Consider the following 15996-nt stretch of genomic DNA (forward strand, 5'->3'; position numbering starts at 1 on the left):
TCTGCGGGAATTATTCAGATAAATTCCCCTATCCGTTGATATGGCAGAATTCCTCGAAATATCCGAATCACTCAGGCCGACGTTGCGATGTATCCTAAAATCAGCTATCATCAAATAAAAACCATATAGGAGGGCAGCTTCATGGCACAACACATCATCGTCGTCGACTACGACCCTTGCTTGGAACAGAAATACCTAGCCGAAGCGGAAACCATACGCGCCATTCTGGGCGAAAACTGCACGGCAATCTTCCACATCGGCAGCACCGCCGTCAAAGGACTGAAAGCCAAGCCCATTATCGACATCATGCCCGTCGTCCGCGACATAGCCGCTGTAGACGAAAAGCAAGGCGCCTTCGAAGGAATAGGCTACGAATACTTAGGCGAATTCGGCATGGCTCAACGGCGCTACCTGCGCAAGGGCGGCGACGAGCGGATCCATCAGGTCCATATCTTTCAGGAAACGGACAGAATCAATATCGAGCGTCATCTGGCAGTCCGCGATTTCCTGCGGGCCCATAGTGAAATCGCCCGGCAGTACGGCGCGCTGAAGGAATCGCTGGCCCGCCGCTATCCCTACGATATCGAAGGCTACTGCGACGGAAAAGACGCCTTTATAAAAGACCTGGAACGCCAGGCACTGCGTTGGAAACAGAACGCACCTTCATCTATTTGACGAGGTGCCGTCCAGATGATATAGTAAAAATCAGATACGTTAAACACATGCGTTATATCCGTTATTTTTCTTTACATAATAAATAATTATGTCTGTTATGTTTTGTTTTTAAATGCTATCATGCCCTATAACATCAAATAATGCCATTACGGCATCGTACGAAAGGAGTTTTGCCCTATGAAAAATACCGTCGCTACGCTGCAGGCGCAAAAGGACAACCACGACAAGATTACCATGCTCACGGCTTACGACTATTCGACGGCCAAGCTCATGGACGAAGCGGGCATCAACATGCTGCTCGTCGGCGATTCTCTCGGCATGGTTATGCTCGGCTATGAAGACACCCTGCCGGTTACGATGGAAGACATGATCCATCACACCAAAGCCGTATCGCGCGGCGCAAAAAACGCCTTCGTCGTCGGCGATATGCCCTTCATGTCCTACCAGACGTCTATTTACGACGCCGTGTACAACGCCGGCCGTCTCATGAAGGAAGGCCGCTGCCACGCCGTCAAGCTCGAAGGCGGCATGAGCGTATGCCCGCAGATTAAAGCCATCGTCGAAGCGGGAATTCCTGTCGTCGGCCACATCGGCCTGACGCCCCAGTCGGTCAACGCCTTAGGCGGCTTTAAAGTACAGGGCAAGAGCGAAGAAGCAGCCCACAAGCTCATAGAAGAAGCCAAGGCCGTCGAAGCAGCCGGCGCCTTTTCCATCGTCCTCGAATGCGTACCGGCTAAGCTCGCCGAGCTCATTACGGCGTCTCTGCACATCCCGACCCTCGGCATCGGTGCCGGCGTCCACTGCGACGGCCAAATCCTGATTTATCAGGACATGCTGGCCCTGTTCAGCGACTTTACGCCGAAATTCGCCAAGCAGTTCGCCAACGTCGGAGCCCTTATGAAGCAGGCCTTCTCCGACTACATCAAGGAAACAAAGGAAGGCGCCTTCCCCGGCCCGGAACACGGTTTTAAAATCGACGACGAAGTCATTGAAAAATTAAAACAGTAAACAGCAAAAAGCTATGCCTTCCCATGGGAGACATAGCTTTTAGTCATTTAGAATCCATATGCATGTATATACGACAGACTTTGACATAGCCTGTATATCGCATATACTAAACATCTAGGCGCTGCAAAAAGCGGCAGGCCATTAATCCTAGCCCCGGAAAGGGCGATGCCCTATGACACCATACGCCCTGTTGACCTTCGTATTCTTAGTGGTACTTTGTATTATTGCATTGAAAGCATAAAAGGAAATCCGCCCCACAGCTACCAACTATAGGCGGATTTTCTTTTTTCCTATGATATGGGGCTGACCGTTGCCGGCAGCGACTTTTTTCTATGTTTATTATACGTAAATCCTGCCGACTTATCAAATATGCGGGGTGCTACGGCTCGTAAATATCATCGTATTCCTTATGCCGTTTAAGCCACGCCGACGCATAGGAACACGACGCACCGGTTTTACGGCCTGTACTGCGGATATAGTCCGCCGCAGCCTGCACCAGCTTTCCCGCCGTTCCCCGCCCCTGCTGCGACGGGTCGACGCCCGTATGGACAATATCGTATTTCCCGTTCTGATTCTGAAGGAAATCAATTTCACCGACAGTCTTTCCCTCTTCATCTTCTATCCAAATTCGCTTGTCGCTGTATAACATCTTCATGGCATATCATCTCCTTTATTTCTAGTATATCCCATGGAGGCTGCCATGTATGTTGTTTTTCCAACAGAAGAGTATATTTCTCCATACTTAAAACGCATCCCACTCAGCAAAGCGTTCGTTCATGCGCTTTTTCTTTTGCTTTGCCTTTACCGGCCCTTCTGACGCCGGGCCGAAGGGCATTCTTCCTGCTTCTACGGTGCGCTTATAAAACAAGGCGACGGCTTCTTCTTCGCTTAATCCCATGCGGGCAAAGATAGCCGCCGCTTCCTTGCGCAGCTGTTCATCTATCATCCTGGTGTTCCGCCCCTTTCTCCATACGCCTGCGATGGCGTTCTTCCGCTTCGCCGTTGATGCCGTCGAGAGTCGCCATATGCCCTACGGCATACAGCATTGTCTTCAGCATGACGACGCCCAGCACGGCCCCTGTGCCTTCACCCAGGGCCATGTCGGCGTGGATGGGCACGTCGTATTCGTCTATACCGCACAGCCGCAGGGCCGCGCTCATGCCGGGCTCGCGGGAAATGTGCGACGGCAGCGCGTACTGCCGCACGGCCGGATGGGTCTTCACGGCGCAGGCCAGGGCTACGGCCGTAATAAATCCGTCGATGTAAAAGGGAAGCCTAGCCTCGGCGCAGGCCAGCATCGCGCCGTACAAGGCAACTAAGTCGAATCCGCCGACGCAGCGCAGGGCGTCCTCCGGCGTCTGGATTTCCTCTTTATATTTTTGCAGCGCCTCCTTGACGACCTGCTCTTTGTGAAACCAAAGGCGGTAATTGCCCTTAGACGAGCCGTGGCCGACGAGAAACGCGCTGCCAGCCGGCGCTATGGCCGTCAGCACGGCGGCCGACGTCGTCGTGTTTCCTATGCCCATTTCACCGAAGGACAGGATGTTGCATCCCCGGGCTTTCGCCGCTTCGACCCGTTCCCTGCCGACGGCGGCGGCGCGGGTAAATTGTTCCGTTGTCATCGCCGGCTGTACCGAAAAATCGGCCGTCCCTCTGGCGATTTTCCTGTCGACGCCGACGGCGTCTTCACTGTCGATGCCGACGTCTACGACTTCGTAGGGAATGCCGTGACAACGGCAGAAACAGGTCACAGCCGACGTTCCTTCCGTCATATGCACGCTCTGCATGTACGTAATATCAGACAGCTGAGCTACGACGCCGGAGCGGACGACGCCGTTGTCCGCGGCAAAGATAATATGGCGGGGACGAAGTTCCTCCTGAAAGGAGCCCCAGGCCAGGAAAACCTGACGCACCTGCTGCTCCAGCAGGCCCAGGCTTCCCGGCGGCTTGGCTAAGTTATGGAGCCGTTCGTCTACTTGCGCTGCAAAATCCATTATACCGTTATCCCTTTATAAGCCCAATAGGCGCGCCGCCGCGCCTCACCCTGCTCATCCAGCGCCGGCAGCGTTACGCCGTGGGGCCGGGCCTGTCCCGTTTCCTCTTCGATATGGACGAAGGATACGAAGCATTCCGCCGCCATGGCCCCGTCGGAGCGCCGCGTCATGGCGATATATGCGCCGACGCTCGTCGTCCCGGCATAGACGACGGTACTGGAAATGTCGATGGTGTCGCCTTTGCGGACCGGCCGGAGAAACCGCAGCCCGTCCAATCCCAGGCAGACGATATGGCCGCTGTTCAGAAAGCTTTGCACGGCCAGAAAGCCGCACTCGATCATATACGACGCCGCCTGCCCGGCAAACAACGTATCATGAGGATTTAAGTCCTTTCCCAGTACCATATGCGCCGCCGATACGTGCCTGTCGATTCCCGTCATAGTCATTCCTCCCCAACTTACCGTTAATGTATCTATTGTATCATACTACAGCGAGGAAATAAGCCTATTCTAGCCTTGAAAATTCGTTTTTTTTATGTCAAAATAAAACAATATAGAGGGGGTATAGTATGTCCACGATTAAAGATATCGCTCGTGAAGCCGGCGTTTCCATCGCCACCGTTTCCATCGTCCTGAACGGCAAGGGACAGGAACGAAAAATTTCCAAGGAAACGCAGGCCCGGATACACCAAATCGCCAAACAGCTGAAATACGTGCCGAACCAGTCGGCTAAAAAGCTGCGGGCTACGCAGAAAAACAGTTACGCCATAGCGTTTTATTGGGCGACGGACTTCCGCATCAATTACCTGGCCCGTATTACGCTGGGTATTCAAAAAGAAATTATGCAGCAGAATAAGGTCGTCCACCTGACCGTCGTGCCCTACGAGGTCGACAACCTGAAAAAGCAGATGGAAACGACGCAGAATGAATTTTTTAACGGCATCATCATCGCCAATATGTCTAACGCCGACATGGAATATTTAAACTCCTGCGACATTTCCTATCCCGTCGTCCTGTTCAACAGGGAATCGCCGAAATACAGCAGCGTCACCATGGACAACTACGAAGTCGGGGCCCAGGTCGCCCGCCATTTTCTCGACAAGGGAATCTACGACGCCGGCGTGCTGACCCACGACACGACCTTCCCCATCATGCGCATGTGGATGAAGGGCTTTCTCGACACCTTTGCCGAAGCCGGCCATCCCGTGCCGGAGGAAAATATCGTCCTGTGCGACACGTCGTCTTCCAGCGCTATCGACGCGACGAAGAAGCTCTATGCAGAAAAGCGCCTGCCGAAGGCCATGTTCTGCGAATCCGACGTACTGGCTCACGGCATGCTGTTCGCCTGCCATGAATTGGGCGTTTCCATTCCCGGCGACGTAGAAGTATTTACCATCGGCATCAACATGGCCGAATTCAACGATTACGCCATTCCCTCCTTGTCCCGCATCGATATTCCCATGCGGGAAATCGGCGAAAAATGCCTCCATCTCCTCGTCGACCTCATCGAAAAGAAGACGCCGAATCCGACAGTCGTCTACGCCGAGGGCATTAAAATCATCGGCCAGTCGTCGCCGGAAGCCTAATGGCCCGGCCGGAGGAGAGGGGATTCCGTTGCGCCGCCGCGGCAAACATGGTATACTGAACCTATCTTGGGGGAGTATGGGTTCTGGTGTGCCCTCTGGTCTTCAAAACCAGTATGAGGAGTTAAGAGCTTCTTAGGTAGGTTCGATTCCTACACTTTCCCGCCAACTACCCGACAAGGCAGCCCGCAAAGCCGCCTTGTCTTTTTTAGTATCTAGCCGCTCCGTTTGCCTTTGCAATAGAAGCAGCCCGATAAAAAAGCGAAGACCCGTAGTCGCGGTCTTCGCTGTTTTTACGTTATCCTCCGGCTACGGCCTTGGCAATTTCCGTGCAGATCAGGGGAAATTCGTCGTCCCGCAGCGTCCGTACGGACAGGCATAGCCGGTCTTGCTGCACTCTGGCGACGACGGGGACTTCGGCATGGCGCAGGCGGCGTTCTAATTCTGCCGCCGTCAGGCCTTCTGACGCGACGGCGGCGGCGTACCCCGGCAGCGTATATTCCGGATAGGAACCGCCGCCGACCATGTCGCGGACCGGCACGGTCTGCACCTGCAGGGCCGCGTCAGCAGTCCGCAGCATTTGGGCCAGCACATCGGCTCGCCGCAGGCATTCTTTCTGGGTCCGCGCCAGCATCTGCAGCGCAGGAATAGACCGTATCGCCATGTCTTCGTCCCGGTACAGCTGCAGCGTCGCCTCCAAGGCGGCCAGGGTCATCTTATCGACCCGCAGGGCCCGCAGCAGCTGGTGCTGTTTCATCGGTTCGATATACTCGGCCTTGCCGACGATAATGCCGGCCTGCGGCCCGCCGAGGAGCTTGTCTCCGCTGAACATGACGACGTCGCAGCCTTGTTTCAGGACTTCCTTTACAGTCGGTTCATAGGGCAGGCCGAAGCGGCGCATGTCGACGAATAATCCGCTGCCCAGGTCGTTGATGAGGGGCAGTCCGTTGGCGTGGGCCAGCTCGGCCAGCTCCTGGGCCGGCACGCTTTCAGAAAAGCCTATGATGCGGTAATTGCTCGTATGGACTTTCATAATCGCGCCGGTACCTTCGCCGACGGCCCGGCTGTAGTCCGACAGGTGGGTCTTATTGGTCGTCCCGACTTCCCGTATCGTGCCGCCGCTGGCTTCGATGACGTCGGGAATGCGGAACAGGCCGCCGATTTCCACGAGTTCTCCCCGGGAAATTACGACTTCCTTCCCCTGCGTCATCGACGTCAGGGCCAGCAATACGGCGGCGGCGTTGTTATTGACGACGAGGACGTCTTCCGCTCCGGTCAGCTCTTTCAGCAGCGACTGCAGGTGGGCATAGCGGGAGCCGCGGCGCCCTTCGTCCAGATCGTATTCCAAGTTCGAGTACGACGCGGCTATTTCGCCTACGTGCCGTCCAATCTCCTCGCTCAGTACAGACCGGCCCAGGTTCGTATGAAGAATCGTCCCCGTGGCGTTGACGACTTTTTTCAGGCGCAGGGATTTCTGCCGGCGGAAATAGGCCAGCACCATGCAGTCCAGCTCGTCCTCTGCCGGTACGTCGCGGCGGCGTTCGGCCAAAATGTCCCGGCGCAGTCCGGCCAATACGTCCTGTACGGCCTGTTTTATCAGGCTGCGGGACAGGTTTTGTTCCCATTCGGCCAGCGCCGGACGCTGCAGCAGTACATCTACTTTGGGAAGCTGCCGCAGCAGCTGTCTCGTATCTTGTTTCATTGCCTCACCTGCTTTCTATACAATCTGCGCCGTCGCCGAGGACTCGCCCTCCTTCGGCGCGCCGCGTCACGTGCTGTTCATCCATGTAATCCAGTAATTGAAGGGCCCCTTTGCGCCCGATGCCTAAGAGATCGCGGAATGCGGCCAGCTCAATGGGCCCTTGTTCCCGCACGTAGCGGCACAGGCGGCGCACGGCGTCGTCATAGGCCCGGCGCGCCACGGCGTATTCCGGCGATAAGACCACAGCCGTCTTCCCCCGCATGGCTTCCAGCACAGCCCGGCCATCCGGCCAGGGAGCGATCAAGTCGCTGATCTTTACAGGCGTATACCCCGACTGGATTAAGGCCGCCGTCATGGCATCGCGGGCCGTTTTCTGCTCCGGCGTAAATACGACGCGGAACCGGCTGGCTGCTGCGATGGCATCCTCTATGCGGCAGCTCCCGTCTCCTTCCATGAGGCGCAGGATCTCGCCGGCTTCTCTTTCCGACAAGGAACCGCCCAAACGAGAGCGGAACTCGCCGAGGGGCAGGCCCGGGCGCAGGGGATATTCCCTGTGATAGGCCAGCAGGAGCTGCACGGCCCGGCCTTTAAGCTTCTGATACGCCTCCCGATGGATATAGCCGGCCGCCGTCTCGTATAAGACGCCCTCTTCCGAAAGGCGGGCTGCAGCTGCGTCCAGCACGGCGGCATCTGCTCCCAAGGCGGCCTGCACGTCGGCCTGACGGGCAAAGGATTTCGCCTTGTGGAGCAAATAATCGCAGAGCCCTTCGTCGAGTCTGCCGCTGTCCTTCGCTTTCAGGCTATTCAGCACGGCGTCCTTAAAGCGGCGGTGCTTGCGGGGATTGGCGTCCAGCACTTCGCCGCCGCCTATGGTGCGCATCGGGGAAAAGGTCCTCAGGATAAATCGATCCTTTGCCTTGACGACGATTTCATCCCCTTCCAGCCGCAGCTGCACAAAGCCCTCCTGTCCGGGCAGAATCGACTCCTCTCCCAGGGGGACGGCCCGGACCATGACCTCCTGCGTCCCGACGAGAAGGCGCAGGCGATCCCACATCTGAATCGGACAGCCCGCTCGCTTCAAGCAGGAAACCTTGGCATCGATCATTCTCGTCGGCGTCAAATCGGCGGAAGCGCACAGCACGTCTCCGCGACGTACCTCATCGGTCCCTATGTTGGCCAAGTTGAGCGCCGTCCGCTGGCCCGCCTCGGCCTGTCCGACGTTTTGCTCATGGACCTGTATATTCCGGACCCGCACGGCCCGCTTCTCCGGATACAAAAACAGCTCGTCGCCGACGGACACAGCTCCGTCCAGCAGCGTCCCCGTCACGACGGTGCCGAAGCCCTTTACGGAAAAGGCGCGGTCGATATTCAGCCGGGCCGCGCCGTTGGAGCCACGTTCTGCCAGCCCCTCCGCCATGGCCTGTATCTTGGCGACGAGGTCCGACAGGCCCCGGCCCGTAAGAGCGTCCGTCTCGACGATATCGGCGTCGGCGGCCGCCGTATCGGCCAGCTTGGCGCGAATGTCCTCCTTGACCAGCTCCCGCATGTCTTCGTCGACCGTATCGGCCTTCGTGACGACGACGAGATACTTCTCGATGCCCAGGAGCGTCAAAATATCCATATGCTCGACCGTCTGAGGCATGACGCCTTCATTGGCGTCTACGACCAGCAGCACCATGCCCAGTCCGGGCAGGCCGGCGACCATGTTCTTGATAAATCGCTCGTGGCCGGGAACGTCGACGATGCCGGCGCGCGTGCCGTCGGGCAGATCCAAATAGGCGAAGCCCAGGTTAATCGTCAGGCCCCTCCGCTTTTCTTCCTTCGTCGTATCCGTATCGATACCCGTCAGGGCCTTTACCAGGGTCGTCTTGCCATGATCTACGTGGCCGGCCGTCCCGATGACGACATGTCTTGCCATTTACGCACCGCCTCCCTGTTTTTCATAAGACACCTTCAACCCATCCCGCGCGGCATGATACAAGCTCTCGCAGGCAAGGCCGCATTGCGCCAGCAGCGCCGTCAGCGCCCCTTCTTCCTCCAGGTCGTAGCGCAGGGAAAATCCGCAGCTGGCGTAAATTTTCCCCGGCGTCGGCACGATGCGGGCCTTGATCTGACGCCGCTTGGCTTCCGCCTCAGCCTGCATCGCGTCCTTCGTATTGTAAAACAAAGCGATGCCATACGTTTCCATAGGCCCTCCTACGGCTTGACAATACGGTCGGCCGTCCGCATCAGCTCGACGATGCGGTACATATTCGTGATTTCGCCGACGGCGACCTTATCCGTCAGCCCGTAGAAATTGAGGCAGGCGCCGCAGGCGTAAATCGGCACGCCCAGCTGCGCCAGCTTCTGCAAATCATCCAGCGATTCCGAGCCTTCCGTTACCAGGGGCACGCCGCCGTTGTAAAAGACGACGCACTGAGGCAGGACGTCCTGCTCCGTCAGGGTATACAGGAAGGTCTTAAGCAGGCTTTTGCCGAAGGCCTCGTCGCCGACGCCCATGTACGGTGAATTGACGACGACGATATACGAATCGGCGGCCTTCGCCGTTTCGGCTGCCGGAGACGAGACCGCCGCCTGCCCGTTCTTGGCGATGACGACGACGTAGCGATCCGTCACTTCTTCCGTCAGCGTATACGTGCAGCCCAGCTGATCGGCCAGGCGCTTCAAATTCTCCGTCGCGATTTTATTATCGACAATCGTTTCCACTACGTCGTGTTCCTTCAGGGCTTTATGGGTTTGAATTACGGGAAGGGGGCAGGCCTTGCCCGTCATATCGATTTTAAACATGTTTCCATTCCTCCTTATACGATACGTTCTATTTCATCATTCTCCGACGGCCTCACGTCTCCATGGCGGCAATATCCTGCAGGGCCCGCAGGGCCGCCGCGACGTCGTCTTCCGTCGTAAACCGGGAAAAGGAAAAGCGCACGGCGCCGCGCTGTTCCGTATGGAGCTGCTCGTGCATGAGCGGGGCGCAGTGAAATCCGGACCGCGTCGCCATGCCGTATTGATCCCACAAGATATCGCTGACCAGAGCCGAATCGGCGTCGCCGACATTCAGGGCGTATACGCCGACGCGTGGGCCGGAAAAATCGCCGTACAGCGTGACGTTCGGCAGGTCCCGAATCCCTTCCGTAAAGATGCATCCCAGCCGTTCCTGATGGCGGACTGCCGTCTCCAAGCCTTCGTCAAGCAGCGTCTGCACGCCTGCAGCCAGGCCGGCAATCCCGGCGACGTTGGCCGTCCCTGCTTCAAAGACGCCCGGAATATCCCTCGGCTGTTCGTGGTCAAAGGAATGGACGCCGTCGCCGCCCGTAATATACGGCCGCACCTCCGCGTCCTTTCGGATGCAGACGCCGCCCGTTCCTCCCGGCCCATAGAGCGATTTATGGCCTGTAAAGCACAGGGCCGTGACGACGCCGTCAGACAGGTCGATAGGATAGGCCCCGGCCGATTGGGACGCATCGACGACGAGCATCAGGGAATGCTTGCGGCAGAAGGCCTTGACGCGTTCCAAGTCCATGACGTTGCCCGTCACGTTCGATGCATGGTTGCACACGACGGCCTTCGTCGACGGCCGCAGCTTCTGTTCCAGTTCATCGTACCGCAGGGCCCCCGTGCCGGCTTCCGAGCCGATAAAATCGACGGCCGTTCCCTGCTGCTCCAGCTGATACAGGGGCCGCAGGACGGCGTTGTGTTCCCACGTCGTCGTCAGGACGTGGTCGCCCGGCCCGAGCAGCCCTTTCAACACCATGTTGAGAGCCGCCGTGGAATTATGCGTAAAGGCCACGTCGTATGCCTCGCCGGCATGAAACAGCGTCTTAATCAATTCCTTCGCCTGCAGCACTACCCTGTAGGCTTGCAGCGAATAGGCGTGGGCGCCCCGGGAAGGATTGCCCAGCAGGCCGCCGCTGAGGGCGTCGTACACGGCCTGAGCCACGGCCTGCGGCTTCTGCGCCGTCGTCGCGGCGTTGTCAAAGTAATACATGTCCATCGCTCCTTTCCGCTGAACTCCTAACCGATTTCATTTGTTAAAAAAAGGCAGCTCGCAACGGAGCTGCCTTTTATCTTGCCTGTAGGCGAATTAGAGGCCAAAGCGGGCAAAAATCGTATCGACATGGCTGAGCATCTTATGAACGTCGAAGCAGGCTTCGATGTCTTCGTTGCTCATGAATTTAGCAATATCTTCGTCTTTTTTGAGGTTTTCCAGGAAATCTTCCCCTTCGAGCCAGCGCTTCATGGCGTTGCGCTGTACCCAGCGGTAGGCCTGTTCGCGGACTGCGCCCTTTTCGACGAGGGTATTGAGAAGAATCGGGCTGTAGATGAGACCGCCCGTCAGGTTCAGGTCCTGCATCATCTTTTCCGGATATACGATGAGGCGGTCGACGACGCGCGTAAAGGTCTGAAGCATGTAGTCGAGGGCAATGGTGCTGTCCGGCAGGATAACCCGTTCAACAGACGAATGGGAAATATCCCGTTCATGCCAGAGCGCTACGTCTTCCAGGGCCGCCTGGGCGTTGCCGCGGATAACGCGGGCCAGTCCGCACATGCGTTCGCACGTAATAGGATTGCGTTTATGCGGCATGATGGACGAACCCTTCTGTTTGGGGCTGAAATATTCTTCCGCTTCGCGGACTTCCGTACGCTGGAGGTGGCGGATTTCCGTAGCGAATTTATCGATGGAGCTGGCGATGACGGCCAAGGTCGTCACGAATTCGGCATGGCGGTCGCGCTGCAGCGTCTGGGACGAAATCGGCGACGGCGCGATGCCCAAGTGTTCGCAGACGTATTTTTCTACGAAGGGATCGACATCGGCGTAGGTGCCGACAGCGCCGGAAATCTTGCCGACGGCGATCGTTTCCTTCGCCCGTTTCATGCGTTCGATGTTGCGTTCCGTTTCAGCCAGCCAGTTGCAGAGCTTGAGGCCGAAGGTCGTCGCTTCGGCATGGATGCCGTGGGTACGGCCGATGCAGGGCGTATATTTGAATTCAACGGCGCGGCGGCGCAGAACGTCGCGGAAATCTTCCAAATCCTTGATGAGGATGTCCGAAGCCTGTTTGAGCATGTAGCCCATGGCCGTGTCTTTTACGTCTGTCGACGTCAGGCCCAGGTGAACATATTTGCCGGCTTCGCCGATGTTTTCCGAAAGGGTGGAAACAAAGGCGGCAATATCATGATGTGTTTCCGCTTCGATTTCATGGATGCGTTCGACAGAAAACTTCGCTTTTTCGCGAATTTCCTTGGCCGCTTCCTTCGGCACGTTGCCGAGTTCGGCCTGGGCTTCGCTGGCCAGGATTTCTACCTGTTTCAGCGTATCCCATTCGTTGAATTCTGTCCAAATATGACCCATTTCCGGTTTCGTATAGCGTTCAATCACGTTGAATCTCTCCTTTTAAATAGATGCGTATAGTTAATAGCGATTCTAGTTCATTATACACTATCTATCCCCGTGTAGCTAGTTTTATTTCACGCCTTTTTTCCCTAAAACGCGATAATTTTCTACTCGTTTCGTTACTTCTCCAGCATCAGCATATTCTAAAATAAGCATAGACGACTTACGGCTAGACTTTGTTATATCCCGAAAATCACCAAGCGTCATCTTACCGTATTCGCCGATGTAATCGATAATTTTTTTTACAGCTTGATCATATACAGACTTAGCGATAACGTATTCTGGCGTTAAAAAAATAACAGAATCACCGCGAAGCGCTTCAAGAACCGCATCGGCATCTTTCGCCAAAGAAGAAAGATCTTCCACTTTCAACGGAGTGAATCCAGATTTCTCCAGTGTTGTCTCTATAGATTTCTTCACGGCCAACTGTATTTCGGAAAAAACAACATAAAATTTTGCTGCCGCAACATAGCTGCCTTCCAGCCGGCAATACTGATGTTCTATCATGAGTTGCAAGAATAGGGAAATAACTCTGTCCGATAATAACTTCCGCATGCGAGAACGAGAATCTTCCGTTTGGATATCTCGGTATTTCGGATTTATATGCAGTAAATTTCTCATACGAGACCTAAGTTCTTCAATGGCCATACCTTTGCGCAACGGATATCTTTGATGATACGATAGCAAAAACTGTAAAGTCTGACCACGCATCTTCTTATATACTTCACTATGTATATAACCAAGCGCCGTTTCCTCAATAATTTTTTCCTGGCGTAAATGCTGGACAATAGCCTGAATATGTTCCTCTGCCAAGCCTAAATACGCAGCAATCTTACTAGCAGGAGTAAATACATCACAGGAATTGCGTAGAAAATCGGCAACAATATCTTCCAAATTTCCTTCTTCTTTAATTTTTAGACTTTCCAATACATCTTCTTTAAACCGTCTGTGTTTTTTAGGTGCTGCATCCAGAACCTCGCCGCCGCCAATTGTAAAAATGGGCGAATACGTCCGTAAAATAAACCGATCTCCTTCTTTTATTACAATTGCTTCTTCCAAGCGCAATTGCATAAATCCATCACATCCAGGTTCAATCTGGTCGACACCGAGAGGAACAATACGAGCCATGATTTCTCGTGTCCCAACTAAAAGACGTACTCTATCCCACAGCTCCATTGCAGTCGGAGCACTGCGAAGACACTGTATTTTCGCATCTATCATCCATGTCGGCTGAAGAAACGGAACTTTAGATAGGACATCACCGCGATGAATTTCTTCTACGCTGACGTTAGCCAAGTTCAACGCCGTACGGTGCGGCGCGTCTGCCTGCACAACATTTTGCTCATGAACCTGTATATTACGAATTCGCGTTTTCTTTCCACCGGGATATACGGTTAGTTCATCACCAATGCGTACTGACCCGTCCAACAACGTCCCCGTTACGACGGTACCAAATCCCTTTATGCTGAATACCCTGTCTACATTAAGCCGTGCGTCCCCTTTTTTTGCTTGTTCGGGACGAGTTTCCGCCCAGTCTTGAATCTTTTTTTTCAACAAATCCAAACCCTTACCACTGACCGCATCTGTTTCAATCAGCTCCGCATCAGCTAACGGAGTATTCGCCAGTTGTTCTCGAATATCGGCGATTACTAACGCTTTCATTTCGTCATCAACGGTATCAACCTTGGTCAAAACAAGGAAAAAGTCCTGTATCCCCAAGAGAGTCAATATATCAATATGCTCTTTAGTCTGCGGCATAACGCCTTCTCCAGCATCAATGACCAACAAAACAAGGCTAATACCAGGTAGACCGGCAACCATATTCTTGATAAACCGTTCATGTCCAGGAACGTCGACAATGCCGACACGCTGGCCGTTAGGCAAATCCAGATAAGCAAATCCCAAATTAATCGACAAGCCCCGCATCTTTTCTTCTTTTGTCGTATCTGTTTCAATACCAGTTAAAGCTTTAATCAAGGTAGATTTTCCATGATCGACATGACCAGCTGTCGCTATTACTAGATTTGTCATCACTATGCCTCCACATGCCAAGATTATGATTCTTCTTAAAAAATTGCAACATCCTTTATCCAGAGAATACCTGCTCTATCATGCAATATGAAATTAAGAGATTGCGAATAGTGCAAAACAACAGTGCTTACCTGAATCTTCCAAGTAAGCACTATCGTCTTTCAAATACTCAAAAATAAATAGGATTACTTTTTCAAACCAAAAGCTTAATTTTTGATTTGCCAGCGCATGCTCATCTTTCATACACTAGGCTGCTTCAATCCTTTACGCACATAAGATATGCCAGTATAAATTACGACAACAATAATAATCCATGTTAATAGTTTTAAATCCATATTGATAACAAGATTTGCCGCTACCAATACGCCAACAATACCTGCTAATGTAAAGCAGAGGCTTATTTTCCTTGCATAATCTCCAGCAACAATAAACTCTTTGCCAGCTACAGGCATTAACGCCGCAGCCGACCCCATCATGACAGGAAAAGCAATAATAGGGTCTAACCCCAGCATAAATACCATTACCATACACGGAGCATAGAGTCCACAACCTAAAGTCATGAGCGCTCCAAAAATGCAGTTTAATATAATCGCCAGAATCAACTTACCGCCATCAAGACCCACAGCAGTATTGCCGCTTCCCAAAAAATCCACGATTCCCGTTTGTTTTCCGATCATCAATACTGCAGTTACTAACAAAGCAAAACCCAAATAGGTTTGCACTTTTCGTTCAGGAAGTTTCGGTACAAATCTTCCGCCTACGGCTGCACCAAAAATGGCTGCAAAAATTAAAGAGAATAAGGTAACGGGCTCCACTTCAACGTTGTTTATAAAAATATAGGCTTCCATCATTACCGGAACTGTAAATGAAATATTCAAAATTCCCGGTAAATGACGATCTTGTTTCAATTGTTTGGTTACGTTGAGCAGCATCGTCGATGTCGCAAAACTACCAATTCCAAAGACATCAAAAAAGTCTACGATAAAACCAATGCCTAAATTAATTGGCCAACTACCATATCCTAAATCATGCCGATGGGTATACAAATCTCGAATATAGAAAAATAAAAAATATATGAGTAAAACACCTAATAAACCCAGCAATAATGTAACTATCATCGCGCCTCGCCTCCTACCAAGTCACGTTTATTCTTGCGTATAACTAACTTAATAGCAGCAAGGGCTTTTACCGCATCGATGGTATTGACAGCATTTTCACCTACGATTTCTGTCTCAATTCCTTCAATGGACTTATTAATATCTAAGACTTGACGTGTATATTCATTCGAAACAACAAAATTAGCTTGTTTGCCAATAAACTTTAATCCTACGACGCTAATATTTTTCTGACCAATCTGTTCCATCGTATTCATGAAATCTACATCAGAATTGCCCCATCCATCGGCCGATACAACAGCACCATCGCAATTCATCGCATCTAACCATGCAGCAACGCGTTGACCAACCAAATGCTTCATATAATTATCTTGCGGCGTTCCGACAATAATGATACCGCAAAAATCACATTCAGGATCTGCAGCAAATACCTTAACCAAGGGGTCTTCAAAATAATGCTTGGACGTTTCTTTTGTGGAAGGACCAATACCCATACG

At 53.3% G+C, this 15996-nt stretch carries 17 protein-coding genes and 1 tRNA gene; 4 read left to right on the plus strand and 14 right to left on the minus strand.

The window, feature by feature from the left end:
* The first annotated feature begins 141 nt into the window (after window positions 1–141).
* Entirely contained in the window at window positions 142–675 is a 534-nt protein-coding gene (locus OCV58_RS10510; RefSeq protein WP_154877813.1) for a GrpB family protein, read from the plus strand.
* A 177-nt stretch (window positions 676–852) separates the two neighbouring features.
* Complete coding sequence (gene panB / locus OCV58_RS10515) at window positions 853–1683, plus strand: 3-methyl-2-oxobutanoate hydroxymethyltransferase (RefSeq protein WP_154877814.1); 831 nt, start codon at window positions 853–855, stop codon at window positions 1681–1683.
* 379 nt (window positions 1684–2062) lie between these two features.
* On the opposite strand, the gene OCV58_RS10520 is transcribed toward panB, so the two are convergent.
* From OCV58_RS10520 to OCV58_RS10535, 4 genes are all read right to left on the minus strand, one after another.
* On the minus strand, window positions 2063–2338 hold the full coding sequence (locus tag OCV58_RS10520; RefSeq protein ID WP_154877815.1) for a GNAT family N-acetyltransferase: 276 nt from the start codon (window positions 2336–2338) through the stop codon (window positions 2063–2065).
* An 87-nt stretch (window positions 2339–2425) separates the two neighbouring features.
* The gene (locus OCV58_RS10525) at window positions 2426–2629 is read right to left on the minus strand and encodes a type II toxin-antitoxin system RelB/DinJ family antitoxin (protein WP_267312902.1); all 204 of its coding nucleotides are present in this window, start codon (window positions 2627–2629) and stop codon (window positions 2426–2428) included.
* Window positions 2619–3677, minus strand: coding sequence for a nicotinate-nucleotide--dimethylbenzimidazole phosphoribosyltransferase (locus OCV58_RS10530; RefSeq protein WP_154877816.1), 1059 nt, complete (start codon window positions 3675–3677; stop codon window positions 2619–2621). Before OCV58_RS10530 ends, OCV58_RS10525 begins: the two co-directional genes overlap by 11 nt.
* The gene (locus tag OCV58_RS10535; RefSeq protein ID WP_267312903.1) at window positions 3677–4117 is read right to left on the minus strand and encodes an acyl-CoA thioesterase; all 441 of its coding nucleotides are present in this window, start codon (window positions 4115–4117) and stop codon (window positions 3677–3679) included. The genes OCV58_RS10530 and OCV58_RS10535 overlap by 1 nt, the downstream gene beginning before the upstream one ends.
* Window positions 4118–4245: 128 nt before the next feature.
* Between OCV58_RS10535 and OCV58_RS10540 the strand changes: the two genes are divergently transcribed.
* Both OCV58_RS10540 and OCV58_RS10545 read left to right on the plus strand, forming a co-directional pair.
* Window positions 4246–5262: a LacI family DNA-binding transcriptional regulator gene (locus OCV58_RS10540; RefSeq protein ID WP_087478161.1), complete on the plus strand. Its 1017-nt coding sequence runs from the start codon at window positions 4246–4248 to the stop codon at window positions 5260–5262.
* Window positions 5263–5330: 68 nt separating this feature from the next.
* Window positions 5331–5427, plus strand: a tRNA-Sec gene (locus tag OCV58_RS10545).
* A 130-nt stretch (window positions 5428–5557) separates the two neighbouring features.
* On the opposite strand, the gene selA is transcribed toward OCV58_RS10545, so the two are convergent.
* The 10 genes from selA to OCV58_RS10595 form a co-directional block, all read right to left on the minus strand.
* The gene (selA, locus tag OCV58_RS10550; RefSeq protein ID WP_154877818.1) at window positions 5558–6961 is read right to left on the minus strand and encodes an L-seryl-tRNA(Sec) selenium transferase; all 1404 of its coding nucleotides are present in this window, start codon (window positions 6959–6961) and stop codon (window positions 5558–5560) included.
* Window positions 6962–6965: 4 nt separating this feature from the next.
* Window positions 6966–8879, minus strand: coding sequence for a selenocysteine-specific translation elongation factor (gene selB / locus OCV58_RS10555; RefSeq protein ID WP_154877819.1), 1914 nt, complete (start codon window positions 8877–8879; stop codon window positions 6966–6968).
* Window positions 8880–9149 (minus strand): putative Se/S carrier protein, encoded by a 270-nt coding sequence (locus OCV58_RS10560; RefSeq protein ID WP_095629695.1) that lies wholly within the window; start codon window positions 9147–9149, stop codon window positions 8880–8882.
* Window positions 9150–9157: 8 nt separating this feature from the next.
* Window positions 9158–9748 carry a sulfurtransferase-like selenium metabolism protein YedF gene (gene yedF / locus OCV58_RS10565; RefSeq protein ID WP_154877820.1) on the minus strand — a complete coding sequence of 197 codons (591 nt, stop codon included), beginning with the start codon at window positions 9746–9748 and terminating at the stop codon, window positions 9158–9160.
* A gap of 52 nt (window positions 9749–9800) precedes the next feature.
* Window positions 9801–10949, minus strand: a complete 1149-nt coding sequence (locus OCV58_RS10570) for an aminotransferase class V-fold PLP-dependent enzyme (protein WP_154877821.1) — start codon at window positions 10947–10949, stop codon at window positions 9801–9803.
* A gap of 96 nt (window positions 10950–11045) precedes the next feature.
* Window positions 11046–12338, minus strand: a complete 1293-nt coding sequence (gene purB / locus OCV58_RS10575; RefSeq protein WP_154877822.1) for an adenylosuccinate lyase — start codon at window positions 12336–12338, stop codon at window positions 11046–11048.
* Between the two features lie 84 nt (window positions 12339–12422).
* Complete coding sequence (selB, locus tag OCV58_RS10580) at window positions 12423–14384, minus strand: selenocysteine-specific translation elongation factor (protein WP_154877823.1); 1962 nt, start codon at window positions 14382–14384, stop codon at window positions 12423–12425.
* A gap of 93 nt (window positions 14385–14477) precedes the next feature.
* On the minus strand, window positions 14478–14627 hold the full coding sequence (locus OCV58_RS10585) for a hypothetical protein (protein WP_267312904.1): 150 nt from the start codon (window positions 14625–14627) through the stop codon (window positions 14478–14480).
* Window positions 14624–15502: a sulfite exporter TauE/SafE family protein gene (locus tag OCV58_RS10590; RefSeq protein WP_204246363.1), complete on the minus strand. Its 879-nt coding sequence runs from the start codon at window positions 15500–15502 to the stop codon at window positions 14624–14626. The genes OCV58_RS10585 and OCV58_RS10590 overlap by 4 nt, the downstream gene beginning before the upstream one ends.
* Window positions 15499–15993, minus strand: a complete 495-nt coding sequence (locus tag OCV58_RS10595; protein WP_087478169.1) for a glycine/sarcosine/betaine reductase component B subunit — start codon at window positions 15991–15993, stop codon at window positions 15499–15501. Before OCV58_RS10595 ends, OCV58_RS10590 begins: the two co-directional genes overlap by 4 nt.
* Between the last annotated feature and the right edge of the window lie 3 nt (window positions 15994–15996).

The organism is Megasphaera stantonii, assembly GCF_025567065.1.
Taxonomy (GTDB): domain Bacteria; phylum Bacillota; class Negativicutes; order Veillonellales; family Megasphaeraceae; genus Megasphaera; species Megasphaera stantonii.

What these genes read in the sequence shown, in the direction of transcription:
- OCV58_RS10590 (WP_204246363.1), bottom strand. Translation starts at nt 15,502, where the DNA reads ATGATAGTTACATTATTGCTGGGTTTATTAGGTGTTTTACTCATATAT.
- OCV58_RS10530 (WP_154877816.1), bottom strand. Translation starts at nt 3,677, where the DNA reads ATGGATTTTGCAGCGCAAGTAGACGAACGGCTCCATAACTTAGCCAAG.
- panB (WP_154877814.1), top strand. Translation starts at nt 853, where the DNA reads ATGAAAAATACCGTCGCTACGCTGCAGGCGCAAAAGGACAACCACGAC.
- OCV58_RS10560 (WP_095629695.1), bottom strand. Translation starts at nt 9,149, where the DNA reads ATGGAAACGTATGGCATCGCTTTGTTTTACAATACGAAGGACGCGATG.
- OCV58_RS10540 (WP_087478161.1), top strand. Translation starts at nt 4,246, where the DNA reads ATGTCCACGATTAAAGATATCGCTCGTGAAGCCGGCGTTTCCATCGCC.
- selB (WP_154877819.1), bottom strand. Translation starts at nt 8,879, where the DNA reads ATGGCAAGACATGTCGTCATCGGGACGGCCGGCCACGTAGATCATGGC.
- OCV58_RS10510 (WP_154877813.1), top strand. Translation starts at nt 142, where the DNA reads ATGGCACAACACATCATCGTCGTCGACTACGACCCTTGCTTGGAACAG.
- selA (WP_154877818.1), bottom strand. Translation starts at nt 6,961, where the DNA reads ATGAAACAAGATACGAGACAGCTGCTGCGGCAGCTTCCCAAAGTAGAT.
- OCV58_RS10595 (WP_087478169.1), bottom strand. Translation starts at nt 15,993, where the DNA reads ATGGGTATTGGTCCTTCCACAAAAGAAACGTCCAAGCATTATTTTGAA.
- OCV58_RS10520 (WP_154877815.1), bottom strand. Translation starts at nt 2,338, where the DNA reads ATGAAGATGTTATACAGCGACAAGCGAATTTGGATAGAAGATGAAGAG.
- OCV58_RS10525 (WP_267312902.1), bottom strand. Translation starts at nt 2,629, where the DNA reads ATGATAGATGAACAGCTGCGCAAGGAAGCGGCGGCTATCTTTGCCCGC.
- yedF (WP_154877820.1), bottom strand. Translation starts at nt 9,748, where the DNA reads ATGTTTAAAATCGATATGACGGGCAAGGCCTGCCCCCTTCCCGTAATT.
- OCV58_RS10585 (WP_267312904.1), bottom strand. Translation starts at nt 14,627, where the DNA reads ATGAAAGATGAGCATGCGCTGGCAAATCAAAAATTAAGCTTTTGGTTT.
- OCV58_RS10570 (WP_154877821.1), bottom strand. Translation starts at nt 10,949, where the DNA reads ATGTATTACTTTGACAACGCCGCGACGACGGCGCAGAAGCCGCAGGCC.
- selB (WP_154877823.1), bottom strand. Translation starts at nt 14,384, where the DNA reads ATGACAAATCTAGTAATAGCGACAGCTGGTCATGTCGATCATGGAAAA.
- OCV58_RS10535 (WP_267312903.1), bottom strand. Translation starts at nt 4,117, where the DNA reads ATGACGGGAATCGACAGGCACGTATCGGCGGCGCATATGGTACTGGGA.